The organism is Mycobacterium sp. E3251, from assembly GCF_001666835.1.
GTDB lineage: Bacteria > Actinomycetota > Actinomycetes > Mycobacteriales > Mycobacteriaceae > Mycobacterium.
This window is the reverse complement of sequence record NZ_LZJF01000121.1, coordinates 1-26,263: the sequence shown is the minus strand read 5'-3', so window position 1 is coordinate 26,263 and position 26,263 is coordinate 1. Positions and strand designations below refer to the sequence as shown.

General features: G+C 68.4%; 26 protein-coding genes and 2 pseudogenes. 7 read left to right on the top strand and 21 right to left on the bottom strand.

What is annotated here, in order from left to right:
- The 4 genes and pseudogenes from A5697_RS14820 to A5697_RS14805 all read right to left on the bottom strand — a co-directional run.
- Positions 1–404: pseudogene (locus tag A5697_RS14820) on the bottom strand (hypothetical protein); the annotation flags it as partial.
- Between the two features lie 46 nt (positions 405–450).
- The gene (gene smc, locus A5697_RS14815) at positions 451–4,065 is read right to left on the bottom strand and encodes a chromosome segregation protein SMC (RefSeq protein ID WP_068011187.1); all 3,615 of its coding nucleotides are present in this window, start codon (positions 4,063–4,065) and stop codon (positions 451–453) included.
- A 174-nt stretch (positions 4,066–4,239) separates the two neighbouring features.
- Entirely contained in the window at positions 4,240–4,533 is a 294-nt protein-coding gene (locus A5697_RS14810) for an acylphosphatase (protein WP_067951340.1), read from the bottom strand.
- Positions 4,520–4,933, bottom strand: a complete 414-nt coding sequence (locus A5697_RS14805; protein WP_067951339.1) for an OsmC family protein — start codon at positions 4,931–4,933, stop codon at positions 4,520–4,522. Before A5697_RS14805 ends, A5697_RS14810 begins: the two co-directional genes overlap by 14 nt.
- 54 nt (positions 4,934–4,987) lie before the next feature.
- On the opposite strand from A5697_RS14805, the gene A5697_RS14800 reads away from it, so the two are divergent.
- A complete protein-coding gene (locus tag A5697_RS14800; protein ID WP_068011185.1) occupies positions 4,988–5,764 on the top strand; it encodes a PIG-L deacetylase family protein in 777 nt (258 codons plus the stop codon).
- 27 nt (positions 5,765–5,791) lie between these two features.
- On the opposite strand, the gene mutM is transcribed toward A5697_RS14800, so the two are convergent.
- From mutM to sepIVA, 4 genes are all read right to left on the bottom strand, one after another.
- The gene (gene mutM / locus A5697_RS14795) at positions 5,792–6,652 is read right to left on the bottom strand and encodes a DNA-formamidopyrimidine glycosylase (RefSeq protein ID WP_067951336.1); all 861 of its coding nucleotides are present in this window, start codon (positions 6,650–6,652) and stop codon (positions 5,792–5,794) included.
- A gap of 79 nt (positions 6,653–6,731) precedes the next feature.
- Positions 6,732–7,445, bottom strand: coding sequence for a ribonuclease III (gene rnc, locus A5697_RS14790; RefSeq protein ID WP_068011183.1), 714 nt, complete (start codon positions 7,443–7,445; stop codon positions 6,732–6,734).
- Positions 7,442–8,020, bottom strand: coding sequence for a DUF177 domain-containing protein (locus tag A5697_RS14785; RefSeq protein ID WP_197501012.1), 579 nt, complete (start codon positions 8,018–8,020; stop codon positions 7,442–7,444). Before A5697_RS14785 ends, rnc begins: the two co-directional genes overlap by 4 nt.
- A gap of 59 nt (positions 8,021–8,079) precedes the next feature.
- Positions 8,080–8,817 (bottom strand): cell division protein SepIVA, encoded by a 738-nt coding sequence (gene sepIVA, locus A5697_RS14780; protein WP_066952700.1) that lies wholly within the window; start codon positions 8,815–8,817, stop codon positions 8,080–8,082.
- A gap of 328 nt (positions 8,818–9,145) precedes the next feature.
- On the opposite strand from sepIVA, the gene A5697_RS14775 reads away from it, so the two are divergent.
- Entirely contained in the window at positions 9,146–10,312 is a 1,167-nt protein-coding gene (locus A5697_RS14775) for a permease (RefSeq protein ID WP_082953401.1), read from the top strand.
- A 48-nt stretch (positions 10,313–10,360) separates the two neighbouring features.
- Here A5697_RS14775 and coaD read toward each other — a convergent pair whose 3' ends face one another.
- The 5 genes from coaD to A5697_RS14750 all read right to left on the bottom strand — a co-directional run bounded on the left by coaD (position 10,361) and on the right by A5697_RS14750 (position 14,042).
- Positions 10,361–10,843, bottom strand: coding sequence for a pantetheine-phosphate adenylyltransferase (gene coaD / locus A5697_RS14770; protein ID WP_068011180.1), 483 nt, complete (start codon positions 10,841–10,843; stop codon positions 10,361–10,363).
- Positions 10,844–10,867: 24 nt separating this feature from the next.
- The gene (gene rsmD, locus A5697_RS14765; RefSeq protein ID WP_067951330.1) at positions 10,868–11,422 is read right to left on the bottom strand and encodes a 16S rRNA (guanine(966)-N(2))-methyltransferase RsmD; all 555 of its coding nucleotides are present in this window, start codon (positions 11,420–11,422) and stop codon (positions 10,868–10,870) included.
- 10 nt (positions 11,423–11,432) lie between these two features.
- Positions 11,433–12,056 carry a vitamin K epoxide reductase family protein gene (locus tag A5697_RS14760; protein WP_197501011.1) on the bottom strand — a complete coding sequence of 208 codons (624 nt, stop codon included), beginning with the start codon at positions 12,054–12,056 and terminating at the stop codon, positions 11,433–11,435.
- Between the two features lie 8 nt (positions 12,057–12,064).
- On the bottom strand, positions 12,065–12,829 hold the full coding sequence (locus A5697_RS14755) for a DsbA family protein (protein WP_067951346.1): 765 nt from the start codon (positions 12,827–12,829) through the stop codon (positions 12,065–12,067).
- A gap of 97 nt (positions 12,830–12,926) precedes the next feature.
- Entirely contained in the window at positions 12,927–14,042 is a 1,116-nt protein-coding gene (locus A5697_RS14750) for an alpha/beta hydrolase (protein ID WP_068011177.1), read from the bottom strand.
- 321 nt (positions 14,043–14,363) lie between these two features.
- Here A5697_RS14750 and A5697_RS14745 point away from each other — a divergent pair, with 321 nt between their 5' ends.
- Positions 14,364–15,209 carry an aldo/keto reductase gene (locus A5697_RS14745; protein WP_156673308.1) on the top strand — a complete coding sequence of 282 codons (846 nt, stop codon included), beginning with the start codon at positions 14,364–14,366 and terminating at the stop codon, positions 15,207–15,209.
- 1 nt (position 15,210) lies between these two features.
- Here A5697_RS14745 and A5697_RS14740 read toward each other — a convergent pair whose 3' ends face one another.
- The 4 genes and pseudogenes from A5697_RS14740 to A5697_RS14730 form a co-directional block, all read right to left on the bottom strand.
- The gene (locus tag A5697_RS14740) at positions 15,211–15,924 is read right to left on the bottom strand and encodes an HNH endonuclease family protein (protein WP_067951323.1); all 714 of its coding nucleotides are present in this window, start codon (positions 15,922–15,924) and stop codon (positions 15,211–15,213) included.
- A pseudogene (locus tag A5697_RS28780) lies at positions 15,914–16,022 on the bottom strand (hypothetical protein); the annotation flags it as partial. The pseudogene A5697_RS28780 and the gene A5697_RS14740, both read right to left, overlap by 11 nt.
- The gene (gene recG / locus A5697_RS14735; protein WP_068011176.1) at positions 16,019–18,238 is read right to left on the bottom strand and encodes an ATP-dependent DNA helicase RecG; all 2,220 of its coding nucleotides are present in this window, start codon (positions 18,236–18,238) and stop codon (positions 16,019–16,021) included. The pseudogene A5697_RS28780 and the gene recG, both read right to left, overlap by 4 nt.
- A 2-nt stretch (positions 18,239–18,240) precedes the next feature.
- Positions 18,241–19,932, bottom strand: a complete 1,692-nt coding sequence (locus A5697_RS14730) for a DAK2 domain-containing protein (RefSeq protein WP_068011189.1) — start codon at positions 19,930–19,932, stop codon at positions 18,241–18,243.
- 259 nt (positions 19,933–20,191) lie between these two features.
- Here A5697_RS14730 and rpmB point away from each other — a divergent pair, with 259 nt between their 5' ends.
- Positions 20,192–20,386, top strand: coding sequence for a 50S ribosomal protein L28 (gene rpmB, locus A5697_RS14725; RefSeq protein ID WP_046185726.1), 195 nt, complete (start codon positions 20,192–20,194; stop codon positions 20,384–20,386).
- A gap of 74 nt (positions 20,387–20,460) precedes the next feature.
- Here rpmB and A5697_RS14720 read toward each other — a convergent pair whose 3' ends face one another.
- Together A5697_RS14720 and A5697_RS14715 are read right to left on the bottom strand one after the other, a co-directional pair.
- Complete coding sequence (locus A5697_RS14720) at positions 20,461–21,282, bottom strand: mycofactocin-coupled SDR family oxidoreductase (protein ID WP_068011174.1); 822 nt, start codon at positions 21,280–21,282, stop codon at positions 20,461–20,463.
- Between the two features lie 2 nt (positions 21,283–21,284).
- Complete coding sequence (locus A5697_RS14715; RefSeq protein WP_067951343.1) at positions 21,285–22,175, bottom strand: SDR family NAD(P)-dependent oxidoreductase; 891 nt, start codon at positions 22,173–22,175, stop codon at positions 21,285–21,287.
- Positions 22,176–22,271: 96 nt separating this feature from the next.
- Here A5697_RS14715 and A5697_RS14710 point away from each other — a divergent pair, with 96 nt between their 5' ends.
- From A5697_RS14710 to A5697_RS14700, 3 genes are read left to right on the top strand one after another with little or no spacing between them, the layout of a single operon-like run.
- Positions 22,272–22,715: a nuclear transport factor 2 family protein gene (locus A5697_RS14710; protein ID WP_067951319.1), complete on the top strand. Its 444-nt coding sequence runs from the start codon at positions 22,272–22,274 to the stop codon at positions 22,713–22,715.
- Positions 22,716–22,763: 48 nt separating this feature from the next.
- Positions 22,764–24,008 (top strand): DUF1214 domain-containing protein, encoded by a 1,245-nt coding sequence (locus A5697_RS14705; RefSeq protein ID WP_068011173.1) that lies wholly within the window; start codon positions 22,764–22,766, stop codon positions 24,006–24,008.
- The gene (locus A5697_RS14700) at positions 24,008–24,838 is read left to right on the top strand and encodes an oxidoreductase (RefSeq protein WP_068011172.1); all 831 of its coding nucleotides are present in this window, start codon (positions 24,008–24,010) and stop codon (positions 24,836–24,838) included. Before A5697_RS14705 ends, A5697_RS14700 begins: the two co-directional genes overlap by 1 nt.
- Here the strand turns inward: A5697_RS14700 and A5697_RS14695 are convergent.
- Positions 24,819–25,490: a nitroreductase gene (locus tag A5697_RS14695; protein WP_068011171.1), complete on the bottom strand. Its 672-nt coding sequence runs from the start codon at positions 25,488–25,490 to the stop codon at positions 24,819–24,821. The two genes, A5697_RS14700 and A5697_RS14695, sit on opposite strands and share 20 nt — an antisense overlap.
- A gap of 65 nt (positions 25,491–25,555) precedes the next feature.
- On the bottom strand, positions 25,556–26,263 hold a 708-nt coding region (locus A5697_RS14690), incomplete at its 5' end, for an HNH endonuclease signature motif containing protein (RefSeq protein WP_156673307.1).

Here is a 26,263-nt window from a genome sequence, read left to right as displayed (position 1 = left end):
GAACTGCCGATGCCTGGGCGCCCGTGACAACCGCCATGCCGATCAGGCCGGCGACCATACCCCCGAGGAGCGCACGGGGGCGGGGTCTCCAGGGTCTCCGGTTCGGGGAGTTCGACCTCCGAAATGGTGCGCCGCGGTGCGTCGCGAGGAATGGTGGCGTCGTCGCCCACCGCGGGCAGGCCGGTGGTGTCGAGCCGATCGGCCCCCAAATCGGCCCTTGTGGTTTGGCTGAAGGTGATGCCCGACGACGCGGTGTAGCCGCCCGACCGGTCGATCGCGCCGGGTTCCGGCTTGGCCGTGAAGCTGATCCGCCGGCGGCGGTACCGCACCAGGCCCAGGACCAGCGCCGTGATGACAACCAGGACAGCGACGACCGCGATGGCGATCCAAAGACCTTGGGACACGCTGACATTGTTTCAGCCGCGGGAGAGCGAGCCCCCGGCGCGGGTGCTAGGAACTCGAGACCAGCTGCTCCACCTGCTGCCCGCGCATCCGCTGTGAGATGACCGCGGTGATGCCGTCGCCCTGCATGGTGACGCCGTACAGCGCGTCGGCGACCTCCATCGTCGGCTTCTGGTGCGTGATGATGATCAGCTGCGACCGGGCCCGTAGCAGCTCGAACAGGCTGATCAGCCGGCGCAGGTTGGTGTCGTCGAGCGCGGCCTCCACCTCGTCCATGATGTAGAACGGCGACGGGCGGGCGCGGAAGATGGCCACCAGCATCGCCACCGCGGTCAGCGCCTTTTCGCCACCGGACAGCAACGAGAGCCGGGTGATCTTCTTGCCGGGCGGACGGGCCTCCACCTCGATGCCGGTCGTGAGCATGTCGTCCGGATCGGTGAGTCGCAGCCTGCCCTCGCCGCCGGGGAACAGCACGGTGAAGACTTCGGAGAATTCGCGTTCCACGTCGGTGAACGCGTCGCTGAACACCTGCAGGATGCGGGCATCGACGTCGGCGACGACGTCGAGCAGGTCCTTGCGGGCCGCCTTGACGTCCTCGAGCTGCGTGGACAGGAAGTTGTAGCGCTCCTCCAGCGCGGCGAACTCCTCCAGCGCGAGCGGGTTGACCCGGCCCAACTCCGCCAGTTCCCGCTCGGCGCGTTTGGCCCGCCGCTCCTGGGTGGCCCGGTCATACGGCATCGGGGCGGGGGCGACCACTTGCTCACCGCGTTCCCGGGCCTGCTCGAATTCCGCCATCTCGAGCTCGGTCGGCGGCAGGGCCACGTCCGGTCCGTACTCGGCGATCAGGTCGGGCGGCGCCATTCCGAACTGCTCGAGCACCATCTGCTCGAGTTGCTCGATGCGCATGGCCGCCTGCGCGTTGGCCACCTCGTCTCGGTGCAGCGAGTCGGTGAGGGTGGCCACCCGGGCGCTCAACGCGTTGACCTCTTCGCGCACCGCCGCCATCGCGGTCGCGCGCTCCTGGCGTTCGGCCGCCAACGCGTCGCGGATCTTCGACGCCGCGGCGACCACCCCGTCCAGCCGCTGCGCCAGCAGGCGGCCGGCGTCGGCCACCGCGGCGGCGACGGCGGCCGCGCGCAGCCGCGCCTCGCGAGCCTGTTGAGCCCGCACCCGCGCCTCGCGTTCGGCGGCCGCGGCACGGCGCAGCGAATCCGCGCGCCCGCGCACCGCATTGGCCCGCTCCTCGGCGGTCCGCACCGCCAACCGGGCCTCCACCTCGGCGCTGCGGGCGGCCTCCGCGGCGGCGGCGATCCGCTGACGGACCTCCGCATGGCTGGGTTCTTCCGCGTCCACGTGCTGCGTCTCTTGAGCGTTGCGCAGCCGGTTTTCCAGTTCGGTGACTTCCTCGAGCGTCTGCGCGCGGCCGGATTCGAGCTCCTCGCGCTGCCGCAGCAGCCTGTTCCACTCGTCTTCGGTCGTGCGCGCTTCCTGCCCAAGCCGGCCCAGCTGCTCATACATCGCCGAGATCGCGGTGTCGGACTCGTTGAGCGCGGCCAGTGCCTGCTCGGCGGAGTCCTGGCGGGCGGCCTGCTCGGTCAGCGCGCCGGAGAGCGCCGCGGTCAGCTGGGCGACCTGCGCTTCCGCGGCGGCCAGCTCGCTGCCGGCCTTGTCGATTTCCGAAGTCACCTCGAGCGTGGACAGCTTGCGGTCGGAGCCCCCGCTCACCCAGCCCGCGCCCACCAGGTCGCCGTCGAGGGTGACCGCGCGCAACTGCGGTCGCGCCGCGACCAGCTCGAGCGCCTGATCCAGGTCGTCGACCACCGCGACCCCCGAGAGCATCGCCGTGATGGCTCCGCGCAGCCGCGCGGGCGCTTCGATCAGGTCCAGCGCCCACAGGGCGGCGCCCGGCAGGGTATCGCGCGCCGCGGGGTGGTCGGCGGGCCAGTCACCGAGCACCAGCGCCGCGCGGCCGCCGTCGGCCTGTTTGAGGGCGGCGACGGCGGAGCGGGCCGCGCCGAAGCTCTCGGCGGCCAGCGCGTCGGCCGCCGATCCCAGCACCGCGGCCAGCGCCGCCTCATAGCCGGGGCGGACCTTGACCAGCTTGGCGATCGGCCCGAAAAGCCCTGCCTGAGAGTGGTTTTCGGTGAGCCAAGCCGCGCCGTCCTTGCGCTCCAGCCCGACCGACAGCGCGTCGATGCGGGCCCGCAGCGAGGCCACCCGGCGTTCGGCGTCACGTTCGGCGGATTGCAGTTCGGCGACGCGCGCGTCGGCCGAGCGCAACGCGGCCACGGTGCGCTCGTGGTGCTCGTCCAGGCCCACCTCGCCCTGGTCGAGTTCGCCGACGCGTCCCTGCACGGTTTCGAATTCCGCCTTGGACTGCTGCGCGCGGGCGGCGGCCTGTTCGATGCGTTCGGACAGCCGCGCGACGCTGTCGTCGATCGATTCGACGCGCGCCCGCATGGTCTCCACCTGACCGGCCAGCCGCGCCAGGCCCTCCCGGCGGTCCGCCTCGGCCCGCACCGCAGCCAGGTGGGCCCGGTCGGCCTCGGCGGCCTCGCGTTCACGCTCGCCCAGTTCGGCCCGGGCGGCATCGAGCCGCGTGCGTGTCTCGGCCAATTCGGCCAGCAGCTGCCGCTCGGCGACGGCCACCCGCTCGGCCTCGGCTTCCAGCTCTTCAGGCTTTCTGGGGTCGTTGTCGCTGGGCGGCGCCGGTTCCAGATCGAGATGCTGGGCGCGTTCGCTGGCGATGCGGACCGTCGCGGCGACCCGTTCGGCCAGCGCGGACAGCCCGAACCAGGTGTGCTGGACGGATTCGGCGCGCACCGACAGTTCGCCCACCGCCGCCTCGTGCGCGGTCAGCTCCTCGGACGCCAGGGCCAGGCGGGCGGCGGCCTCGTCGTGCTCGCGGCGGATGGCGGCCTCGGCCTCGAAGATGGCGTCGCGCTGCACCTGGCGGCTGACCAGGTCGTCGGCGGCCAGCCGCAACCGGGCGTCACGCAGGTCGGCCTGGATGGTCTGGGCGCGACGGGCCACCTCGGCCTGGCGGCCCAGCGGTTTGAGCTGGCGGCGCAGCTCGGTGGTCAGGTCGGTGAGCCGGGCCAGGTTGGCCGACATCGCGTCGAGTTTGCGGAGCGCCTTCTCCTTGCGCTTGCGGTGCTTGAGCACACCGGCGGCCTCTTCGATGAAGGCGCGCCGGTCTTCGGGTCGCGACTGCAGGATCTCGTCGAGCTTGCCCTGCCCCACGATGACGTGCATCTCACGGCCGATCCCCGAATCGCTCAGCAGCTCTTGCACATCCATCAAACGGCAACTGGCACCGTTGATTTCGTATTCGCTGGCGCCGTCACGGAACATGCGCCGGGTGATCGACACCTCCGAGTATTCGATCGGCAGCGCGTTGTCGGAGTTGTCGATGGTGACGGTGACTTCGGCGCGGCCCAGTGGGGCACGCGACGAGGTGCCGGCGAAGATGACGTCTTCCATCTTGCCGCCGCGCAGGGTCTTTGCTCCCTGCTCCCCCATCACCCAGGCCAGGGCGTCGACGACGTTGGATTTACCGGAACCGTTGGGCCCGACGACCGCGGTGATGCCCGGCTCGAAACGCAGAGTCGTCGGCGATGCGAAGGACTTGAAGCCCTTCAGCGTCAGACTCTTGAGGTACACGGCGAGCCAGACTACCGCTCAAATCGCCCGTGCTGCCCGCACCGCGGGGTGTCGCCGGGGTCGAAATACGGCCGCTGAACACAGTCGACGCACTGGCCACAGTGACCACATCAGTCACGGGAACGGAAGCGATGCTGGGCGCTGCGACGCGATAGCGCCGGCGCTATCACGGCGTCAGCGCTCGACGAAGCCTTCGTATCGTTCCTGCGGCTGCGACCAGTCGGCGACGACCTTCTCGACATGGCCCGGCCGGGACGGCCACGACTCGCCGCCTTCCAGCAGCGCCAGGAGCTTCTCGCCGGCCTCTCGCGGCCCCTGAGCGACCACCAGGACGCGGCCGTCGGCCTGGTTGGCCGCATAGCCGGTGAGCCCGAGCTCGAGCGCCCGGGAGCGCGTCCACCAGCGAAAGCCGACTCCCTGGACCGTCCCGTGCACCCAGGCGGTGAGCCGGACGTCAGGATCCGACATCGGCGACCTTGAAGTTCACCTGCGTGCCGGCTTTCAGCGTGCGCCCCACGGTGCAGACCAGGTCGATCGCCCGCTCGACGACCACCAGCAGCCGCTCCTTCTCCTCCGCGGAGAGTCCGGACAGGTCGAGTTCGAGCGTCTCTTCCAGCATCGGGTAGACCTCGCGTTCGCGGTCGGCGTCACCGGACACCCTGACCACCGCTTTGTAGTCGTCGCCGAGCCGGCGGGCGAGCGGCTGGTCGCTGGACATCCCGCTGCACGCGCCGAGGGCGATCTTCAGCAGCTCGCCGGGGGTGAACACGCCCTCCACGTCCTCCGAGCCGATGAGGACCTGCGCACCGCGCGAGCTGTATCCGGTGTAACGGCGCGATCCCGTGCGCTCCACCCAGAGTTCGGTCATGCCCTACTTTTTACCGGGCGGTGCGTACCGTGCGCCGCGGGCATACTGCGTTTCATGGCCACCGTGGTCGCATTCCACGCACATCCGGACGACGAGGTAATCCTCACCGGAGGCACTATCGCTCGGGCGGCGGCAGGCGGGCATCGCGTGGTCGTCGTCAGCGCGACCGATGGGCGCGTGCACAACGCGGAAAGCGATTTCCGGCTGGACGAATTACGTTCGAGCGCAGACATTTTGGGGGCGCAGCGGGTTGAGTGCCTCGGCTATGCCGATAGCGGTTATGGCCCGGTGTTCTACCCGGATCCGCCCGGACGGGTCCGCTTCGGGCGAGCAAACGTCGAGGAGGCGGCGCAGCGGCTCGCCGCGATACTCAGCGAGGAAGACGCGGACATCCTGCTCAGCTACGAGCCCAACGGCGGCTACGGCCACCGGGATCACGTGCAGGTGCATCACGTTGGCAAGCGGGGCGCCCAGCTCGCGGCGACCCCGCGTGTGCTGGAGGCGACGATGCCGCGCGAATTACTTGTCCGCGTCGGCCAGCTCGCCGGTCTGCTGCGGCTGCCGGCGCCCTACGAGCCGGACATTGCGCGCACCGCGTACGCGCCGCGGGCAAGCATCACCCACCGCATCGACGTCTTCGGGTTCGCGCGCCAGAAGCGAGACGCGTTCGCCGCCCACCGCTCGCAGATCGGCGATTCCAGTGTGGCCGCCCGTATGTACGGGGTCCTGCTTCGACTGCCGCCCCAGGCGTTCGGCGTGCTGTTTCCGCGCGAGTGGTTTGTCGACCCGGCCTTGCCCCCGGGGTCCGCCCGACGGGACATCTTCGACTGATCCGCCGTAGGCCCGCTCGAGTGGGCGTCAAACCCGCGGCCGCGGCTGACATTTCGGGCAGTAGAACGACGACCGGTTCATGAACTTCTCCCGCCGCATCACCGCGCCGCAGCGCCGGCAGTTCTGCCCCTCGCGGCCGTAGGCGTCCAGCGACCGGTCGAAGTAACCGGATTCACCGTTGACGTTGATGTACAGCGAGTCGAACGACGTCCCGCCTTGCGCCAGCGCGTCGCGCATCACGTCGGCCGCGGCGTCCAGGACGGCGGCCAGCTGGCGGCGGCTCAACCCGGCGGCGATCCGCGCGCCGTTGACCTTGGCCCGCCACAGCGCCTCGTCGGCATAGATGTTGCCGATGCCCGAAACCACCGTCTGGTCCAGGAGCTGTCGCTTGATCTCGGAATGCTTGCGCCGCAAGACATTAACGACAGCATCGCGGTCGAAGAGCGGGTCCAGCGGGTCACGGGCGAGGTGCGCGACGGGGACCGGCACGACGCTGCCGTCCACGCTCACCAGATCGGCAAGCATCCACCCACCGAAGGTGCGTTGGTCGGCGAAGCTCAGCACGGTCCCGTCGTCGAGCAGCGCGGAGATGCGGACGTGGTCGGCGCGCGGCACTTCCCCCAGCAGCATCTGCCCGCTCATGCCGAGGTGCACGACGAGCGCGGTGTCGGGCTGGTCCGGACCGTCGAGCATCAGCCACAGGTACTTGCCCCGCCGATCGGTGCCGGTTATCCGGGCGTTGAGCAGCCGGGCGGTTAGATCGGCGGGCCCGGCCTCGTGACGGCGCACGGCGCGCGGGTGGTGCACCCGGACGGCCGTGATCGTTTTGCCCACCACGCGGGACTGCAAGCCGCGGCGCACCACCTCGACTTCGGGCAGCTCGGGCATCTAGTGATGATCGCAAGCGCGGCGAAGTCGGGCGATGGGGGCACCTCCCGCTTGCGGGGGACGGGTCATCACCACGACGTCAGGCGGACGACTGTCCCGCGGTGTCCAGCACTTCCAGCGCTTTCCAGGTGGCCGCCGCGGCCTTTTGCTCGGCTTCCTTCTTGGAGCGCCCCACCCCGGAGCCGTATTCGGTGTCCATCACGACGACGACGGCGGTGAATTCCTTGTCGTGGTCCGGGCCGGTGGAGGTGACGACGTAGGACGGCGCACCCATGCCGCGTGCCGCGGTCAGCTCCTGCAGGCTGGTCTTCCAGTCCAGCCCGGCGCCCAGGGTCGGCGCGGCGTCCAGCAGCGCGCCGAACAACCGCAGGATCACTTCGCGGGCCGTGTCGATGCCGTGCTGCAGGTAGATGGCGCCCAGCAGCGATTCCATGCCGTCGGCCAGGATGCTCGACTTGTCCGCGCCGCCGGTGTTGGCTTCCCCGCGCCCGAGGTAGAGGTGAACGCCCAGGCCGTCCGCGGACAGCTTGCGCGCGACATCGGCCAGCGCCTGAGTGTTGACGACGCTGGCCCGCAGCTTGGCCAGGTCGCCTTCCGAACGGTCGGGATGCCGATGGTAGAGCTCGTCGGTGACGGTCAGGCCGAGCACCGCGTCACCGAGGAATTCCAGGCGTTCGTTGGTCGGGAGCCCGCCGTGCTCGTAGGCGTAGCTGCGGTGCGTCAACGCGAGCGAGAGCAGTTCGTCGGGCAGCTCGACCCCGAGGGCATCGAGCAGGTCTTGCCGTGACGTCACTGCTCACCCCGCGGCGGCTCGGGGAACATTCCCGCCAGCTTGGCCCACCGCGGGTCGATGCGGTCGTGCTGATGGTCCGGCTCGGTCGCGAGGGCAACACCGCATTCGGGGCACAGCCCGGGGCAGTCGGGCGTGCACAGGGGCGCGAACGGCAGCTCCAGTCCGACGGCGTCGACGATCGACTGCTCGAGGTCGATGATGTCGTCGACGATGTGACCAACCTCGTCTTCCTCGGTGGTCGCCTCGGTCGTGCTGTCGGGGTAGGCGAACAGTTCGGTCAACCGGACCTGCACGTTCCCCTTGACCGGGGTCAGGCAACGGGAGCATTCGCCGGCGGTCGGCGCGTCCACCGTGCCCGTCACCAATACGCCCTCGGAGACCGACTGAACTTGCAGGTCGAGTTCCAACGGAGCGCCCGCCTCGATCGCGATCATGTCCAGCCCGATGCGCGACGGCGCGGGTACAGCCTTCCGCAGGGTCACCATCGCCCCGGGGCGCCGCCCGAGCCGGGCGATGTCAATTGTCATCGGCGAGCTCAGATGGCGCTGCGAGGTGGTGCTGTGCTGCCGCGTCATATCAGAAATCCTACGGCCCGAACCGCATATTTCCAGGGCGCGGCGGCCCGGTTGACGCGCTAGCGCACCGCGTAGTCGTGCGTACCGGCCGCCGTCCGGAGTTGGTGACGACCGCGCCCGACCGAGCGCAGGGTGCCGTTGAGGAATTCCTCGAACTCGGCGAGCTTGTTGTCGACGTAGATGTCGCATTCACCGCGCAACCGATCGGCCTCGGCGTGCGCCGAGTCGATGAGGCGGGTGGCCTCGGCATTGGCCGCCTCCACCACGCTGTTCTGCGACACCAGGCGCTGCTGCTCCTTGATGCCCTCCTGCACGGCCTTCTCGTAGGAGATGTTGCCGTTCTCGAGCAGCCGGTCGGCCTCGGCCTGCGCCCGGCCGACGCTGGCCTCGTACTCGCGTTTGGCCGCCGTGGCGATGCGCATCGACTCCTCGCGCGCCTCGCCGACCATCCGCTCGCTGTGCTGGCGCGCCTCGCTCACCATGCGGTCGGCCTGCGCTTTCGCGTCAGACAACAGCCGGTCGGCCTCCGCGCGGGCGTGGTTGAGCATCGACTCCGACTCGGTGGTCGCCGAAGAAACCATGGAGTCGGCGTGCGACTTGGCGTCCTGCAGCATCGAGTCGCGCGCGTCGAGCACGTCCTGAGCGTCATCCAGCTCGCCGGGGATCGCATCCTTGATGTCGTCGATCAGTTCCAGCACGTCACCGCGCGGCACCACGCAGCCGGCCGTCATCGGAACGCCGCGTGCTTCTTCAACGATGGCGCTCAATTCGTCGAGCGCTTCAAAGACTCTGTACACGGCCATTTCCTCCTGGCGTCTGCAAAAACGTGTTGTTACCAGTGTGCCTGGTGTTGCCTTTGTGACAGCGGTGGCGAGGCGGTGTGTCGGACATTTGGCCGCGACAACGACGCAAAACACCGCAGAAACCCCGCCGCGGACTCGTGGTCATCGGTGAAATGCATCGAAACGCCCGTCCGTGCCGCCAAGTTTGGCCGCACCTGTTGCGGCCATTCTAGGGATCGCGGTGGCCCGAGGCGCTGGCCAGCGCACTTCGCAGCGCTTGACCAATACCCCGGGGGGGTATAAGTTTGGGGGCCCAGCCAACCGACGGGGAGGATGAGAACTCGTGCTAGCAGCGGTCGGACACGCCTTGGCGGTGGCGGGGTCTATGACGTGGGAGATCCTCTGGGCGCTGATCCTGGGCTTTGCCCTTTCGGCGGTGGTGCAGGCGGTGGTGCGGCGCTCGACCATCGTGGCGCTGCTGGGCGACGACCGACCCCGCACCCTGGCGCTGGCCGCCGGCCTCGGCGCGGCATCGTCGTCATGCTCGTACGCCGCGGTGGCGTTGGCCCGATCCCTCTTCCGCAAAGGCGCCAGCTTCACCGCAGCCATGGCATTCGAGATCGGTTCCACCAACCTGGTGGTGGAACTGGGCATCATCCTGGCCCTGCTGATGGGCTGGCAGTTCACCGCCGCGGAGTTCGTCGGGGGCCCGCTGATGATCGTGGTGCTCGCAGTCTTGTTCCGGCTGTTCGTGCGCTCGCGCCTCATCGATGCCGCCCGCGAGCAGGCCGACCGCGGGATCGCCGGCTCGATGGAAGGCCATGCCGCCATGGACATGTCCATCAAGAAGCAGGGCCCGTTCGCTCGCCGGCTGTTTTCCGCGGAGGGCTTCACCTCCGTCTCACACGTCTTCGCGATGGAGTGGTTGGCGATCCTGCGCGACCTCGTGCTGGGCTTGTTGATCGCGGGGGCCATCGCGGCCTGGGTGCCCGAAAAGTTCTGGCAGGTCTTCTTTTTGGCCGACCACCCCGGATGGTCGGCGATTTGGGGACCCCTGGTGGGACCGATCGTGGCCATCGCGTCGTTCGTCTGCTCGATCGGCAATGTCCCGTTGGCGGCGGTGCTGTGGAACGGGGGCATCAGTTTCGGCGGCGTGATCGCGTTCATCTATGCCGACCTGCTGATCGTGCCGATCCTGAACATCTACCGCAAGTACTACGGCACCAGGATGATGCTGACGCTGCTGGGCACGTTCTACGCCGCCATGGTCGCCGCGGGCTATCTGGTCGAGTTGCTCTTCGGCGCAACGAGTCTCATTCCGAAACAGCGCAACGCCACGGTAATGGAAGCGACGATTTCGTGGAACTATACGACCTGGCTGAACATCGCCTTCCTTGCCGTCGCGGCCATTCTGGTGGTCCGGTTCGTCGCGACGGGCGGAGTCCCGATGGCGCGGATGATGGGCGGCTCCCCCGACGGTGGGCACGACCACGATCACGAGTGCCACTAGCTGTCGGCGCAAAGCGATTGCGCGAGTGTGCGTTTGCGGTGCAAAGCTTCAGGAGCGGCCGGCAAGCTTTTTGCGCAGGCGGCGATTGACCGGTTCGGGCAGTAGTTCCGAGACGTCGCCGCCCAACAGCGCAACCTCTTTGGCCAACGACGACGACACGAACGAATACCGGGGCGTCGTCGCGACGAAAAACGTGTCGACGCCGGCGATGTGCTTGTTCATCTGCGCCATCTGCAGCTCGTATTCGAAGTCGGTACCGGTGCGCAGGCCTTTCACAATGGCGGTCATCCCCTGCGACCTGACGAAGTCGACTACCAGGCCCTGCCCGGCCTCGACGCGCAGGTTGGGCAGATGCGTCGTCGACTCGTTGATCATCGCGATCCGCTCGTCGAGCTCAAACATCCCCTTCTTGGCGGGATTGGTCAGGATCGCCACCACCACCTCGTCGAACTGAGCCGCCGCCCGCTCGAAGACGTCGATGTGGCCCAACGTCACCGGATCAAACGACCCCGGGCATACCGCGCCACTCATGACGACAGACGGTACACGCCCGCCTCACAGTCGTTCGGCCATCTCCAAACGGGTGTCGCCATACACGCGCGGCGACCACACGGACCAGCCGGCCGGCCAGGTCAGCGGCGCGCCGGACGCCGGCCGCTCCACCACCGCCACGGTTCCGGCCTCTGCCCAGCCGTGGGCGTCCAAAGCGGCCAGCGCGGCTTCCACCTCGGCGGCCTCCACGCCGTAGGGCGGGTCGGCCAGAACGAGGTCGACCGGGCTCTCGGTCCCGGCCGCCAGGACGGTCGCGACCGCGCCGCGGCGGACTGCCGCGCCGGGCAAACCGAGCGCGTCGATGTTGCGTGCGATGACAGAAGCGCTGCGCTGATCCGATTCCACGAACAGCGCCGAGGCGGCGCCACGCGACAGCGCCTCCAATCCGAGTGCGCCCGAACCGGCATATAGGTCGAGCACCGCGACGCCGTTCAGTTCACGCCGCACGGTCAAGATGTTGAAAAGCGACTCACGCACGCGGTCGGTGGTCGGCCTGGTCCCTCGCGGCGGGACGGCGATGCGCCGGCCGCCCGCCACGCCGCCGATGATCCGGGTCACCCGCCAACACTTACAGCAACGTCGACCAATAGTCCCAAAACCGCGCCATGATCAGCAGAAACACCGCGGTGAACCACAGCGCGGCGATGGACCACCGCCATTGGTACAGCACCCATGCCACACCGCGTCCCCGGCGTTGCAGCGCCGGCCGGAACACAATCGACGCAACGACCACCAGCAGCGTCATGGTGGCCGCCCAGACCACCATGCAGTACGGGCACAAGGCGCCGATGCTGTACAGGCTTTCGTAGATCAGCCAGTGCACGAACCCCGCCCCGATCACCAGCCCGATCGTCAATCCGATCCAATACCATTGCGGCAAAGGCACTTTGGTCACGGCCAGCAACCCGGTGACGACGACCACGGTGAACGCCCCAAGGCCCAGCAGCGGATTGGGAAATCCCAGCACCGAAGCCTGCGGCGTGACCATCACCGAACCGCACGACAGGATCGGGTTGAAGTTGCACGACGGCACGTATGCCGGGTTGAGCAAAAGGTCGATCTTCTCCACGGTCAGCGTCGCGGAGGCCACCAAACCGATCACACCGGCGATCAGCACCCACCACGCGCTCGGCACCGGCACGCGCGCTTCGGGACCCGATTCCGGTGTCAGGCCGGCGGTTTGGGCTGACACCGGGGTGGTCACGTCGCCGCGGGAGTCGCGGCGCCGTCGATGCCCGGCACGTCGCCCACGATGCTCTTGATCTTCGCGACCAGCGCATCAGGCGTTGACGGGTCGTAATCGTCGCCGTTGATCTTGATGGTCGGCGTTGCGTTGATCTTCGCGGCCGCCGCCTCCCCCGTGACCTTGGCGATGTACTTGCCGCTGTTGATGCAATCGGGCACCTTGCCCACGACGCCGGCCTCGCGCGCGAGCTCGATCAACCGGGCGTTGTCGGGAAAGCTGGTGCCGCGTTCGCTGGGCTGGAGGTCGGTGGTGTAGAGCGCGGTGTGGAATCGGCGGAACGCGTCAATGGACTCGTCGGCCACGCACAGGGCCGCGGCGCCCGCCCGCGACGAATAATTCTGGTTCCTGGAGTTGTCGAGGATCGACACCATGGAGTAGTCGGCCGCAATGGCCCCGACGTCGATGAGCTTGGACACCGTCGGGCCGAAGGTGCGCTCGAAGTTGCCGCAGGCCGGGCAGAGGAAGTCCTCGTAGAACGTGACCACGGCCTTGGGGTTGCTCGTCCCGGGCTCGGTGACCAGCTTGCTCGACGTCACCCGCACCGTGTCGCCCGCTCCGATGGCTGCGGTCTTCTTGTGGTGCGTGACCACGATGTAGGAGACCAGCGCGACGAGGAAGATGACGACGACGGCGGTCCCGCCGATCTGAACGAGTCGGCCCGATTTACCGTCGGCGGCCTTCATGTCAAAGCGCGGGGGGCGTTTGGATTTGTCGGCCACAGTCTCCGTGATCCTTCGGTGCTCGGGGTGTCGTTCGTTGGTGGACGTCACTCGTTCGTGGGCGCCTCTAGATTACCGGCGGCGACCGCACAAAAGGTCAGACCCGGCTCAGGTGGGCCCGCAGCGCGGAAATCAACTCGGTGGTCGCGGACGCGCTACCGCCGCCGAGCTGGAACAGATTGGCGAAGCCGTGCGTAAGCGACCCCATGCACCGGAGATCGACGGCGGTCCCGGCGGCCTGCAGGGCCATCGCGTAGCTCTCGCCTTCGTCGCGCAATGGGTCGAAACCGGCGACCGCGATCAGCGCGGGCGCCAGCCCGGCCAGCGATTCGGCCAGCAGCGGCGAAACCTGCGGGTCCGCCCGGTCGATGCCCGAACGCCTGAGGTATTGCGACTCGAACCAATCGATGTCGCGCTTGGTCAGCAGGAATCCGCGGGCGAACAGGCCCATCGAACGGGTCTGCGCGGTGAAGTCGGTCCGCGGGTAGATCAGCCACTGCAGCACGGGGGCGGGGTCACCCTGGTCGCGCGCCCGTTGGCAGACGACGGCGGCCAGGTTGCCGCCCGCACTGTCGCCGCCGACCGCGACCCGGCCGGGCGCGGCGCCGAGTTCCCCGGCGTGGTCGTATGCCCACCTGAAGGCGGCGTAGGCGTCCTCGATCGCGGCCGGCGCCGGGTGCTCGGGAGCCAGCCGGTAGTCGATCGACAGCACGTGGATGCCGGCGTCACGGCACGTCAGCCGGCACAGCGCGTCGTAGGAGTCCAGATCGCCGATCGACCATCCGCCGCCGTGGTAGAAGACCAGCACGGGCGCGGACGCGCCGTTGGCGGGGCGGTAGTGCCGCGCCGGGATCTCGCCGGCGGGCCCGGGCAGCGATAGCTCCTCGACGTCGACGTGGATCTGCGGCCCGGGAAGCTCGAGCGACAGCTGGCGCATCTGAGCGCGCGACGCGCCCGGGTCGTCGTCGACGACCAGGCCGTCGATGCCGACGGCGCGCAGACCGGAGAGCATCAGCTGAAGCGTGGGGTCCAGCGTGTTGCCGTCGATGGTCACCGAGCGGCCACCGAACAACGCGCGCTTGGCGGGGGTCGGGATCCAGGGAATGACCTTGACACCGATCGTGGAGACCGCGCCCTGCATGCGACTGGCCAGGCGCATGGGCGTGTGCTTCACACCGAGGTGCAGGTCCGGCGCTGGCACGCTCTTGGTCATGGATACTCCCTCGAATAAAACGTCGTAACGCTCGACGACCGACGGGTGTCCGCTGCCCGCCGAACAGTGCCGTTGATGCCGGGCGCTGCACGACCGATAGGACGGTTGCCGGTTCCGGTGCGCCGTGTGACCAACACTACGGGTGACGATTATGCGAAACGCGGACCAGGTCCGATATCACTGCGCCCCTCCGCGGTGTTTGACGAGGTGGTACTTTGCAGCCCGGTAATATCGCGCCGATGGAATGGCGTCGATCTTCTCGCTCGATGACGACATCCGGTTTGGTCCACGAACGTTCAATTTCATAGGCAGGTGAATACATTGGCTGGCGAATCGGGCGTTGCCGTGCCCTCCATAGCTCTTAATGACGAAAACACGATGCCCGTCCTTGGTCTCGGCGTCGCGGATTTGTCGGAGGACGAGACCGAGCGCGCGGTCTCGGCTGCGCTGGAGATGGGTTGCCGGCTGATCGACACCGCCTCGGCCTACGGCAACGAAGCGGCCGTGGGCCGCGCGATCGCGGCCTCCGGGATTCCGCGTGCCGAACTATTCGTCACCACCAAACTCGCCACCGCCGACCACGGGTTCCTGCGATCCATGGAGGCCTGCAAGGAGAGCCTGGAGCGGCTGGGGCTCGATTATCTCGACCTGTACCTGATCCACTGGCCGGTCCCGTCACGCGGCGAGTACGTGAATTCCTTTGGCGGGCTGATCCAGTGCCGCGGGGACGGGCTCGCGCGTTCGATCGGCGTCTCGAACTTCACCGACGTTCACGTGACGGACGTCATCGACCTGAGCTTTGTGACCCCGGTCGTCAACCAGGTCGAGTTGCACCCGCTGCTCAACCAGGAAGCGCTGCGCAAGACCAACGCCGAACACAACGTGGTTACGCAGGCCTACACACCGCTCGCGCTCGGCAAGTTGAACGACAACCCGACGGTGACGTCCGTTGCCGGCGAGTACGGCAAGACGCCGGCGCAGGTGCTGCTGCGGTGGAACCTGCAGCTGGGCAACGCGGTCGTCTTCCGGTCCGCCAATCCCGAGCACATCGCCGGGAACCTCGACGTGTTCGACTTCGAGTTGGCCGCCGAGCACATGGACGCCATCAACGGGCTCAACGACGGCACCCGGCTGCGCCCGGATCCGAACACCTACGACGGCACCTGACCTAGCCCGCCGGGCAGGTGGCGGCCGCCTGCCGCAATACCGGAGTCGACGGCTGGTCCACCGGTATCGAATAGCCGCGCAGCACGGCGATGAACTGCATGGCGTACTGACAGGCGAAGGCGGCATTTGGCGGCATCCAAAGCGCCGGCGGCGCGTCGCCCTTGTCCTGATTGGCCTGTCCCTGGACGGCCAGCAGGTTGGCCGGATCGTTGGCGAAACGCAGCCGCTCGCCCGCCGGCCAGGCATAGGCGCCCATGTCCCACGCGTAGGCGAGCGGGACGATGTGGTCGATCTGCACCGCCTCGCCGACCTTGGCGCCGCGCTGAAACGCGATGGTTGTGTTGGTATACGGGTCGTGCAGGGTGCCGGTGGCCACCGCGTCCGGACACCGCTTGGTCGACACATACGTCTTGTCGACGAGGTCGCGGTTGAGGATGTCGTCGCGGGTGTCGCAGCCGTTGTGCCCCAGCGGGGCGTCGTTGTCGTCGTCCCACGCATCGCCGAACGCCGCCCTGCGGTAGTCGTACCGGTGTGCGCGCAGCGGTAGCACCGCGATGCCCGCGAGCACGTCGGTGCCGGGTTGCACTGTGGGAACGTCGGCGCGCGCAGCGTATTCGGCGGCGTGCCTGGCGGTCGAGGATCCGACCGTCTGGTAGGCCACCAGCAGAGCGAGCGCCGCGACCGCGGACAACCACAGCAGCACCTTGCGGTTCACAAGCGCCACTCTCCCCCGCAAGCGGGTGGTGCCCCCACCTCATCGCTACGTCCCCCGCAAGCGGGCGGTACCCCCACTGCATCGTCGCCGGCGGTCACGACTTGTCCAGGTATTCGATCCGGTCAGTGGTTACGAAAGGCGCTGCCAGCAAAGCCAATTCGGGGTTGGCCGGATTATCGGCATAGGCTCGCACGCAGAAGTCGCGCGCGGCCTCGATGACGTCGCGGTGGTCGGCCAACGAGAGCAAGCGCAGATTGATCGCGCGACCGGACTGGTTGCGGCCCAAGACGTCGCCCTCCCGGCGCTCCTTGAGGTCCAGGTCGGCGAGCGCGAACCCATCCAAGGTGTCGGCGACGGCGGAAAGCCGCTGGCCCGCCGGTGACTCCGGCGAAACCCAGCTGGCGAGCAGGCACAGGCTGGGATGCTGGCCGCGGCCGATGCGGCCGCGCAGCTGATGCAGCTGGCTGATGCCGAAGCGGTCGGCGTCCATCACGAGCATCACCGTGGCGTTGGGAACGTCCACGCCAACCTCGATGACCGTGGTGCACACCAGCACATCGATCTCGCCGGCCCGAAACGCCGCCATCGCGGCGTCCTTCTCGTCGGCGGACAACCGCCCGTGCATCAGCCCAAGACGCACGTTGGCCAGCTCGCCGGAACGCAGCCGGGCGTAGAGACCCTCGGCGGTCTCCGACGGTCTGACGTTCTGCTCCTGCTTCTCCGAATCGTCGGTCTCGTCGATCCTCGGCGCCACCACGTAGGCCTGACGCCCGGCGGCGACCTCTTCGATGATGCGCCGCCAGGCCCGCTCGAGCCACGCGGGCTTGTCCTTGACGAAGATGACGTTGCTGGTGATCGGCTGTCGTCCGCGCGGAAGCTCCCGCAGCGTCGAGGTTTCCAGGTCGCCGTAGACGGTCAACGCGACCGTGCGCGGTATCGGTGTCGCCGTCATCACCAGCAGGTGCGGGGTGACGCCGGGACGGGCCTTGGCGCGCAACTGGTCTCGCTGTTCGACACCGAACCGGTGTTGCTCGTCGACCACCACCATGCCGAGGTTGTGGAATTCCACCGCGTCCTGCAACAGCGCATGCGTGCCGACGACGATCCCCACCTGACCGCTTGCCACCTCGTCACGGACTTGCTTCTTCTGCGCCGCCGTCATCGAACCGGTGAGCAGGGCGACCCGGGTCGCGTTGTCCGCGCCGCCGAGCTGGCCCGCCATCGCCAATGGGCCGAGCACGTCATTGATCGACCGCAAGTGTTGGGCGGCAAGGACTTCCGTGGGGGCAAGCAACGCGCACTGATAACCGGCGTCGACAAGCTGCAGCATGGCCAGCACCGCGATGATGGTCTTGCCCGAACCGACCTCACCCTGGAGCAGGCGGTTCATCGGCCGGGTGGCCGACAGCTCCCGCGCGAACACGTCGAGCACGTCGCGTTGTCCCGCGGTGAGCTCAAACGGCAACCGCCGCAACAGTTCTGCGGACAGGCCGTCGGGGCGCGGTGGTGCCGGGGGCCCCGATTCCGACAGCTCGCTGTGCCGCCGGGCGACCAGCGCCCACTGCAATCCGATGGCTTCGTCGAAGGTCAGACGCTCCCGCGCCCGCCTCCGCGCCGCCTCGTCTTCCGCCAAATGGATGTCGCGCAACGCCCGGTCTTCGGAGACCAGGCCGTAACGGCCGCGCAGGTCGGCGGGCAGCGGGTCGTCCACCGGATCCAGGACGTCGAGTACTTGGCGCACGCACCGGAAGATGTCCCAGCTCTGCAACTTCGTGGTCGCCGGATAGATCGGAAAGAAGGCTCGCTCGAAGGCCGCCATCTGCACCTCGCCGGTGGTGGCTTGCGAGGCTATGGCGATGTTCTTCAGGGAGTTGGTGCCGCGGTTCTTGCCGTCCGGGGAGTCGAGGATGAGGAACGCCGGGTGCGTCAGCTGCATCACGTTTTTGAAGAATCCGACCTCCCCGGAGAGCATCACCTTGGTGCCTTCGGTCAGGTCCTTCTTCAGATAGTTCGCGTTGAAGAACGTCGCGGTCACCTTGTTGCGGCCGGCGCCGAGGGTGATGCGGTGGCAGACCCTCTTCGGGGTCTTCTTCATCGGCCAGGTCTTGGTTTCGATGATCGTGTCGACGATGGTGATGTGTTCGCCGGCCGGCGGGCGTTGATCGTCCGCGTCCCACCGGGTCGCGCCCTCGGTGTAGCTGCGCGGATAGTGGCGCAGCAGATCATCGACGGTCCGGATGCCGAACTCCTCGTCGAGTTGGTCGGCGGCCTTGGCGCCCACCACGAAGTCCAGCCGGTCGCCCAGCGCCGCCACGGCTACTCGACCCCGATCAAAAGCGCATCACCGCGATGGCCGGTGCGGTAGGTGACGAGTTCGGTTCCCGGGTGATGGTCGTGCATGTGTTTTTCCAGGATGTCGCCCACGGCCGCGGCGTTCTGTTCGGTGTCGATCTCGGCGCCGACCAGCACCGTCACCAGGTCGCCGCCGGAGGCCAGCAACAGATCGAGCAGGCCGATGGCGGCCGCGGTCGCGTCGGCGGCCACGATCAACACCTCGTCCCCCGCGATTCCCAGGCCGTCGCCCGGCTGGCAGCGGCCCGCCCAGGTCAACGCGCTCTCGGTGGCGATTCGCACGGATGCGTGCCGGGCCGCACCGGCGGCGCGGGCCATCGTGTAGCCGTCGTCCACCGCCTGCCGACCGGTTTCGTGCACGGCCAGCGCGGCCAGCCCCTGCACCATCGACCCCGTCGGGATCGGCACGACGTCGATACCCCACCCGATGGCCGCGGTGCACCCGGCCACCAGCTCCTCGGCGGGCACGTAGCCGTTGGGCAGCACCATGACCTGCGCGGCACCGGTGTCGACCACCGCCCGCATCAGCTGGTGGGCGCTGATGTTGGTGACCGGTTCGCCCGCGGCCGCGTCGCGCTGCAGCACACAGGCGCCCTCGCCGCCGAACAGCTCGGCGGCACCGTCGCCGTCGACCACGGCCAACACCGCGCGTTCCCGTGTCCAGCCGCCGGCCGGCAACCCGGGGCCGCCGGAGCTCAACGCAGAGATCACGATGCGGCTCAGCCGCCCCGCCTCCAGCCCCGCCTCGACGGCGGCGCCGGCGTCGTCGGTGTGCACGTGCACCGAGTAGGTGCAGTCGGCCGACGACGGCGCGGCGGCGATGCCCACGGAGTCGCCCAGTTCCCCGAGCCGGTCGCGCAGCGCGTCCGCCGCGGCCGGATCGCATCCGTCCAGCCGGTACATCACCTCGAACTGCGGTGCCGGCCGCTCGGCGGCGCCTTCCGGTTGCGGTGCGCGCGGCGTCAGCTCGTAGACGGTTCGGGCGGGCGCCTGGCCGGTGACGGTGGTGCGCAGGGCGTCCAGCAGCACCAGCAGGCCCCGCCCGCCGGCGTCCACCGCACCGGCGTCGGCGAGCACGTCGAGCTGTTCGGGTGTCTTCTCCAGCGCGACGACCGCCGCATCGCCGGCGGCGATGATCGCCGGGGCGAGCCCTTCCCCGGCCTGGGCGCACTCCCCGACCGCGTCCGCCGCGGCCCGCAGCACCGAGACGATGGTCCCCGGGACCTCGTCCCCGCCCATCGATGCGATCACCAGGTCCACGCCGCGCCGCAACGACGCCCCGAGGACGTCGGCATCCATGTGGGGCAGCTCACCGCCGGAATCGGCGGCCGCGAGGGCGGTAACGTCGGCGATGCCTCGCAGGATCTGGGACAAGATCACGCCGGAATTGCCGCGGGCGCCGTTGAGGGCACCGGCCGACATCGCCGCGGCGGTCCTGGCGACGCAGGCCGAGCCGCCCTCGGCATTGATGCCCGCGTTGGCCTCGGCCAGCGCCGAGCGCATGGTGAACAGCATGTTCGCGCCGGTGTCGGAATCGGCAACCGGGAAGACATTGAGCCGGTTGATCTCATCGATGTGGGTGATCAGGTCGCTGACGGCGGTGTGCGCCCAGTCCCGCAAGGTGATCGCGTCCAGCAGACGCTCCGACGGTCCCAGTGTTACCCACCTCCTCGACACCCAGCTCCCGGTGGGCGCCAGCGTAGCCCGGCGGCCCGGGCAACGGGCGCCCGTGACCACCACCCGCCGGCGGGGCGATCCGACCCATTGAGCCTAGCCAGACAGGGCGACAGCGGCGGCGATCGTTTTGGTGGTTGCCAGGACAATCGGTATCCTGGTTGGGCCCGGTTGTCCCGGGCTGTCCCGGCCACGTGTGAGACCGCCGAGCCGGACCCCCGAGATTTGAGGAGCTTGAACCATGGCCGCTGTGTGCGACATCTGCGGGAAAGGCCCCGGCTTCGGTAAGTCGGTGTCGCACTCCCACCGCCGCACCAGCCGTCGGTGGGACCCCAACGTCCAGACCGTGCACGTTGTCACCCGACCGGGCGGCAACAAGCAGCGCCTGAACGTCTGCACGTCCTGCATCAAGGCCGGCAAGGTCGTCCGGGGCTAGGGGCGCTGCCGCGGACGCGGCAGCAACATCCCAGCCGGGCGCAGGCGGGTCGCCACCATCGGGCTAGACCGCAGCTACATCACGACGTGCCCGGCGTCCACGGGTATCGACACGCCCGTCACGTAGCGGGCGCGGGGGCCGACCAGCCACAACACGGCTTCCGTCACGTCCTGCGACTCGACCAGCGGCACGTCGGGCAGCAGCATCTGCGAGACGGCCGGGTTCGGGTTCTCCAGCATTCGGTTGACGACGAAGTCGTTGAGGATCATCGGCGTCATGACACCGCTCGGATGCACCGAGTTGACCCGAATCTTGTGCGGCGCATAGGCATTGGCCGCTGACCGCATCAACCCCACCACCCCGTGCTTGGATGCGGCGTAGGCGAACATCGCCGCACTGCCGTCGCCGCCCCGGCCGGTCAGCCCCTGCGACGAGCTGACCAGCACGATCGACCCGCCCTGACCCTTGCGGATGACCGAAGGGACCGTCGCCAACAACGTGTGCCACACGCCTTTGAGGTTGGTGTCGACGATCGTGTTGAACACCGGCTCGGAATGGGCTTCCGGGTCGCCGATCGCCACCACTCCGGCGTTGGCGATGACGATGTCCACCTCGCCGACGTCGTCGATTCCGCTTTGCACCGCGGCCTCGAGCTGCGGCAGGTCGCGGACGTCGGCGACGACGGGCGCCACCTTGCGGCCCGTGGCTTCGACCAGCCGCGCGGTCTCGTCGAGATCCGATTTGGTCCCCAGCGGGTACGGAATCGCGTCGATGTCGGCGCAGATGTCCACCGCGATGATGTCGGCGCCCTGTTCGGCCAGGGCGACAGCGTGACTGCGGCCCTGGCCGCGCGCCGCACCGGTGATGACGGCGACCTTGTTGTCGAGTTCTCCCATGGCTATACCTCCAGCTTCGTGCCGGTTTGTTGTTCGGCGAAGGCCACCAGGCGAGCGGCCGTGTCATAGTCGCAGGCCACCGGTGACCGGCCGATCAGCACCGGCCCGCCGCGCAGCCCGAACCTGCCGGTGACCCCGACGTAGCTGCCCGGGGGCACCGGTTCGCTGATGCAGTACAGCGTGGGTGCCGCCCCCTCGTCGATGTCGTTGGCCAGCCGGTCGGCCACGACCTTGACCGCTTTGTGGGCCGCCGCCATCACTGGCGAGTCGCCGAGCTGCGACAGATTCGAGGCGACCCATCCCGGGTGCGTGAGCTGCGTGACGATCGGCGACCCGGCGGCGCGCAACCGGCGGTCCAGCTCCAATCCCCACAGCATGACCGCGAGCTTCGACTGCGCGTACGCGCCCAGCCGGGTCCATTTGTGCCGGCGCAGGTGCAAGTCGTCCATGTGTAGCGTCGCCGACCGGTGCGCGTCGGAGCCGACGTTGATGATCTGCGTGCGCACTCTGGGCAGCAGCAGGTTGGTCAGGGCGAACGGTCCGAGCAGGTTGGTGCCCAGCGTCATCTCGAATCCGTCGACCGTATCGGTGCGGCGGTCGGTCAGCGCGCCGGCGTTGTTGATCAAAATGTCGATGTCGTCGTCGATCGACTTCGCGAAGGCGCGCACCGACGATTGGTCGGCGAGGTCGACCCTGGCCACCGACGTCGAGCCGCCCATCTCGGCGGCGCGTTGCTCGCCCAGCTCGGTGTTGCGCACCGCCAGGATCACGTGCGCGCCGGCTTTGGCCAGGGCACGGGCGGTGCCCAGCCCGACGCCGTTGGTCGCTCCGGTCACCACGATTCGCTTGCCGGTCAGGTTGCCGAGTCGGCTCGGCGTCCAAGGTAACGTCACGGCGATCAAGAGTAATGGTCGGTTCTATGTAAATTGGACCGGCTCTGCCACCATTGTTCGCGGAAGCGGAGGAGACGGGTGTAAAGGTGATTCCACATGAGTGACAGCGCAACCGAGATCACCAACCTCATCTACACCTACGCCGAGCTTCTCGACGGTGGCGACCTGGACGGCGTGGCCCGGCTTTTCGAGCACGGCCGCATCTGCGGCGTGGAGGACGGTCCACCGGAGACGGTGTTCGCCGGGGCCGCCCGGGTGCGCGAGATGTACGAGATGGCCACGCGCATCTACCCCGATGGCACCCCCAAGACCAAGCACAACACCACCAACGTGCAGCTGCACATCGACGAGGCCGAAGGGACCGCCCGCAGCACGTCCTACTACTGCGTCACGCAGGCCACCCCCGACCTGCCGCTCCAGGTGATCGTGACCGGGCACTACAAGGACACGTTCGCGCGGGTGGACGGCGCCTGGCGGTTCGACAGCCGCACCATGTTCATCGATCAGGTCGGCGACGTCAGCCAGCATTTGAAGTTCTGATCGCGTTGTGTACCAAGCGTTTTGAGCAGTGCATCGGAGGAACGGCGCATGCGTGACGACCCCGTCGCGACGATATCCCAACACGAACAGGAACTGGCCGCCCTGGACCTGATCGAGCACCCGACCGTCAAGGCCGCCTATCGGACGGTGGCCGAGACCTGGCTGGGTCGCGCCAAGGCATCCGACGCGATGCGGGAACGGTTCGACGACGCGTTCGCCGAGGTGATGTTCTCGGCGGCGGTGTGGTCGTCCAACCAGGACAAGCTGCGGCCGAAAGTCAGCTGCATCACCCGGCTGGCGCACCCCGTCGACGGCCGGCGCATCCCCGGATCACGCTGGGGCATCGACAATCCGGACAGCGTGTACCGGGTGATTCCGATCTCGGGTGACGAACGCTACGAAATCCACGGCCGGGTGGGCGAGCACCGCATGACCGAAAACTACTTCACGCTCTGGGATGCCCACATGGGCACCGTCGACGTGTTGAACGGACGCACCATGCGCGTCGACTCCGACGGCAGCTTCACCATCACGGTGGACGCCGAACCCGCCGGCGGGCGGCCCAACCACGTGCAGACCTCCCCCGCGGCGCACGAGTTCTACATCCGTGACGTGCTGCTGGACTGGGGCCGCGACGATCCCAATCACCTTGAGGTGCAACGGCTCGGGGGGCCGCCGGCGACACCGGCGCGCACGCTCGACGAGCAGGCCGAGGCCACCGCGGCGATGATGGACTACTTCGCCAACTTCACCGGCAAGCTCAGCCACGGCGTGTACAAGATGCCTGCCAACCACTTCGACCTGGCCTGGTCGGCCGACAAGGTCGGCGCGATGCGCAACCAGGTCTACGTCATGGGTCGTTTCGACCTCGCGCCCGACGAGGCGTTCGTGGTGGACCTCAATGACGGTGGCGCCGAGTACTTCACGGTGCCGCTGAGCAACATCTGGGGCACCACGCTGAACATCCTCGACCGCACCGGCAGCCTCAATAAGGCGCAATCGGTCGCCAACGAGGACGGCAGCTATACCTACGTGATCGCGCCCGCCGATCCCGGTGTGGCCAACTGGATAGACTCCGACGGTCTGCGCGAGGGCATCTTGACCCTGCGCATGGCGGAATTCGGCGAGGCGGGCCCGCGCGAAGACCTCGGGGCCCGCGGGCGGGTGGTCAAGCTGGACCGGCTCGAAACCGAGGTGCCCCACCTGCCCCGGGTGAGCCCGCAGGAACGGGCCGCGCAGCTCGCCGCGCGGCGGACCGCGTATCTGCGCCGCCTGCCGGAAGGGTCGGCCTGATGTCGCGCTGGCTGATCACCGGATGCTCCACCGGATTCGGCCGCGAAATCGCCCGCGCCGCACTGGAAGCCGGCCACAGCGTGGTGGTGACCGCGCGCCGCGCCGACTCGGTGCGCGACTTCGCCGACGAGTTCGGCGACCGGGCGCTCGCCGTCGCGCTCGACGTGACGGAACCCGGGCAGATCGCGGCGGCGGTGTCGGCGGCCGACGCGGCGTTCGGCGGCATCGACGTCCTGGTCAACAACGCCGGTCACGGCTACCTGTCCGCGGTGGAGGAGGGCGAGGACGCCGAGGTCCGAAAGCTGTTCGAGGTCAACTACTTCGGCGCGGTCAATATGATCAAGGCGGTGCTGCCGGCCATGCGTGCCCGCGGCTCCGGGCACATCATCAACATGTCGTCGATGACCGGTCTGGTGGCCAACCCGCCCAATGCGTACTACTCGTCGACGAAGTTCGCGCTGGAGGCGATCACCGAGGCGCTGGCCACCGAGGTGCGGCCGCTCGGGATCAAGGTGACCGCCATCGAGCCGGGCGCCTTCCGCACCGATTGGGCCACGCGGTCGATGAAGGAGTCGGGCACCCCGATAGCCGATTACGCCGACGTGGCGGCCCGCAAGGACTTGATAAAGCAATTCGCCGATCACCTCCCCGGTGATCCCAAGAAGGTCGCCGAGGCGGTGCTGATGGTGACCAGGCTCGACGAGCCACCGCTGCGGCTGCTGTTGGGCCGCGACGTGCTCAAGGCCATGCGCGACAAGATCACCGCGCTGTCGTCGTCGATCGAAGAGTGGAAAGCCGTGACCAAGGACGTCAACTTCGAAGGTTCGTGAGCCACTCGTCGAGGAACACGGCGTGCCGGTCCACGGGGTCTCGCCCGATGTGCAGGTTGTTGGCGGGAAAGTCGGGGTCGGAGTAGCCGATCGATAGGCCGCACAGGATGTTCATCTCCGGCGGGATCTCGAGCTGCTCGCGCACGACGTCGGGATAACCGGCGATGGCCACCTGCACGCAGGTGCCCAATCCGCGTGCGGTCAACGCCAGCAACAACGTCTGCAGGAACATGCCGACACCCATGCTGTCGGCGTAGCCGAGGTCGCGGTGCATGCACACGATGCCGCCCAGCGGTGCGCGGAAGAACTCCCAGTTGCGCAGCACGGCGATGCGCCGGGCCTCGCTGTCGTGGCGCGCGATGCCCATCGAGCCGTAAACCTGTGCGCCCGTGTCGCTCCGGAAGTGAGCGAACGCGGCGGGCAGTTGCGGGACGCGAGGCGGTTCGGCGCGGGCCTTCTCCAGCATGGCGGCTACCAACCGTTCGCGGGCCGCGCCGGAGACGAACACCATGTGCCACGGCTGCACGTTCGAATTCGACGGCGCGCGCATGGCCAGCTCCAGCGATTCCTGCACCAGGTGGCGCGGTACCGGGTCGGGCAGAAAGAGGCGCGTCGAATGCCGTTGCCGAATGGTGTCTTCGAGGTCGTACATGACTTCATGGTGTCAGAGCCTGTCGTCGCGATTGCGAGCGCACGCGGCCCCAGACGCTCAGGGCGTCAATCGGGTTCCTCGTCGTCGTCTTGGTCGCGGAGGAATCGTTCGGGGTGGTGGTAGGTGTTGGTGCGGGGTTGTCCGCGGTCGAGGTGCGGTGGTGGGAGCCATTCGGTTTCGCCGCGGGCGTTGGTGCGGGTGGTCCAGCCTTGTTCGGCGAGGCGGTTGTCGGGGCCGCAGGCCAGGGTGAGGTCGTCGATGTCGGTGCGGCGGGTGGTGGTCCAGCCGGTGATGTGGTGGACCTGGCTGTGGTAGGCGGGGGCGTCGCAGCCGGGTTTGGTGCAGCCGCGGTCCTTGCCGTAGAGCATGATGCGTTGCGCGGGGGAGGCGATTCGTTTGGTGTGGTGCAGCGCCAGTGATTTGGCGCCATCGAAGATGGCGAGGTAGTGGTGGGCGTGGCCGGCCCAGCGGATCACATCGCTCATGGGTACCAGGGTGCCGCCGGCGGTCAGGGCCTTGCCGGCGGCGGCCTCCAGGTCCTGCAACGTGGTGGTGACCACGATCGAGACCGGCAACCCGTTGTGGGAGCCGAGTTTTCCCGAAGCCAGCAGGCCGCGCAGCGCGGCGAGGAAGGCGTCGTGGTTGCGCTGCGCTGTCGAGCGGGTGTCGCGGCGCACCGTGTCCTCATCGGGGGTGGCATCCACGATCGGGGTGTCGTCCTCGGGGTTGCACGCCCCGGGGGCGGCCAGTTTGGCCAGCATGGCCTCGATCGC

Bases quoted from the DNA above. Each gene is read 5' to 3' on its own strand.
- A5697_RS14800 (WP_068011185.1), top strand. From the start codon at position 4,988: ATGGCCACCGTGGTCGCATTCCACGCACATCCGGACGACGAGGTAATC.
- A5697_RS14720 (WP_068011174.1), bottom strand. From the start codon at position 21,282: ATGGGAGAACTCGACAACAAGGTCGCCGTCATCACCGGTGCGGCGCGC.
- A5697_RS14695 (WP_068011171.1), bottom strand. From the start codon at position 25,490: ATGTACGACCTCGAAGACACCATTCGGCAACGGCATTCGACGCGCCTC.
- rpmB (WP_046185726.1), top strand. From the start codon at position 20,192: ATGGCCGCTGTGTGCGACATCTGCGGGAAAGGCCCCGGCTTCGGTAAG.
- A5697_RS14750 (WP_068011177.1), bottom strand. From the start codon at position 14,042: ATGACCAAGAGCGTGCCAGCGCCGGACCTGCACCTCGGTGTGAAGCAC.
- A5697_RS14705 (WP_068011173.1), top strand. From the start codon at position 22,764: ATGCGTGACGACCCCGTCGCGACGATATCCCAACACGAACAGGAACTG.
- A5697_RS14700 (WP_068011172.1), top strand. From the start codon at position 24,008: ATGTCGCGCTGGCTGATCACCGGATGCTCCACCGGATTCGGCCGCGAA.
- coaD (WP_068011180.1), bottom strand. From the start codon at position 10,843: ATGAGTGGCGCGGTATGCCCGGGGTCGTTTGATCCGGTGACGTTGGGC.
- A5697_RS14810 (WP_067951340.1), bottom strand. From the start codon at position 4,533: ATGTCGGATCCTGACGTCCGGCTCACCGCCTGGGTGCACGGGACGGTC.
- A5697_RS14710 (WP_067951319.1), top strand. From the start codon at position 22,272: ATGAGTGACAGCGCAACCGAGATCACCAACCTCATCTACACCTACGCC.
- A5697_RS14805 (WP_067951339.1), bottom strand. From the start codon at position 4,933: ATGACCGAACTCTGGGTGGAGCGCACGGGATCGCGCCGTTACACCGGA.
- A5697_RS14785 (WP_197501012.1), bottom strand. From the start codon at position 8,020: ATGACGCGGCAGCACAGCACCACCTCGCAGCGCCATCTGAGCTCGCCG.
- mutM (WP_067951336.1), bottom strand. From the start codon at position 6,652: ATGCCCGAGCTGCCCGAAGTCGAGGTGGTGCGCCGCGGCTTGCAGTCC.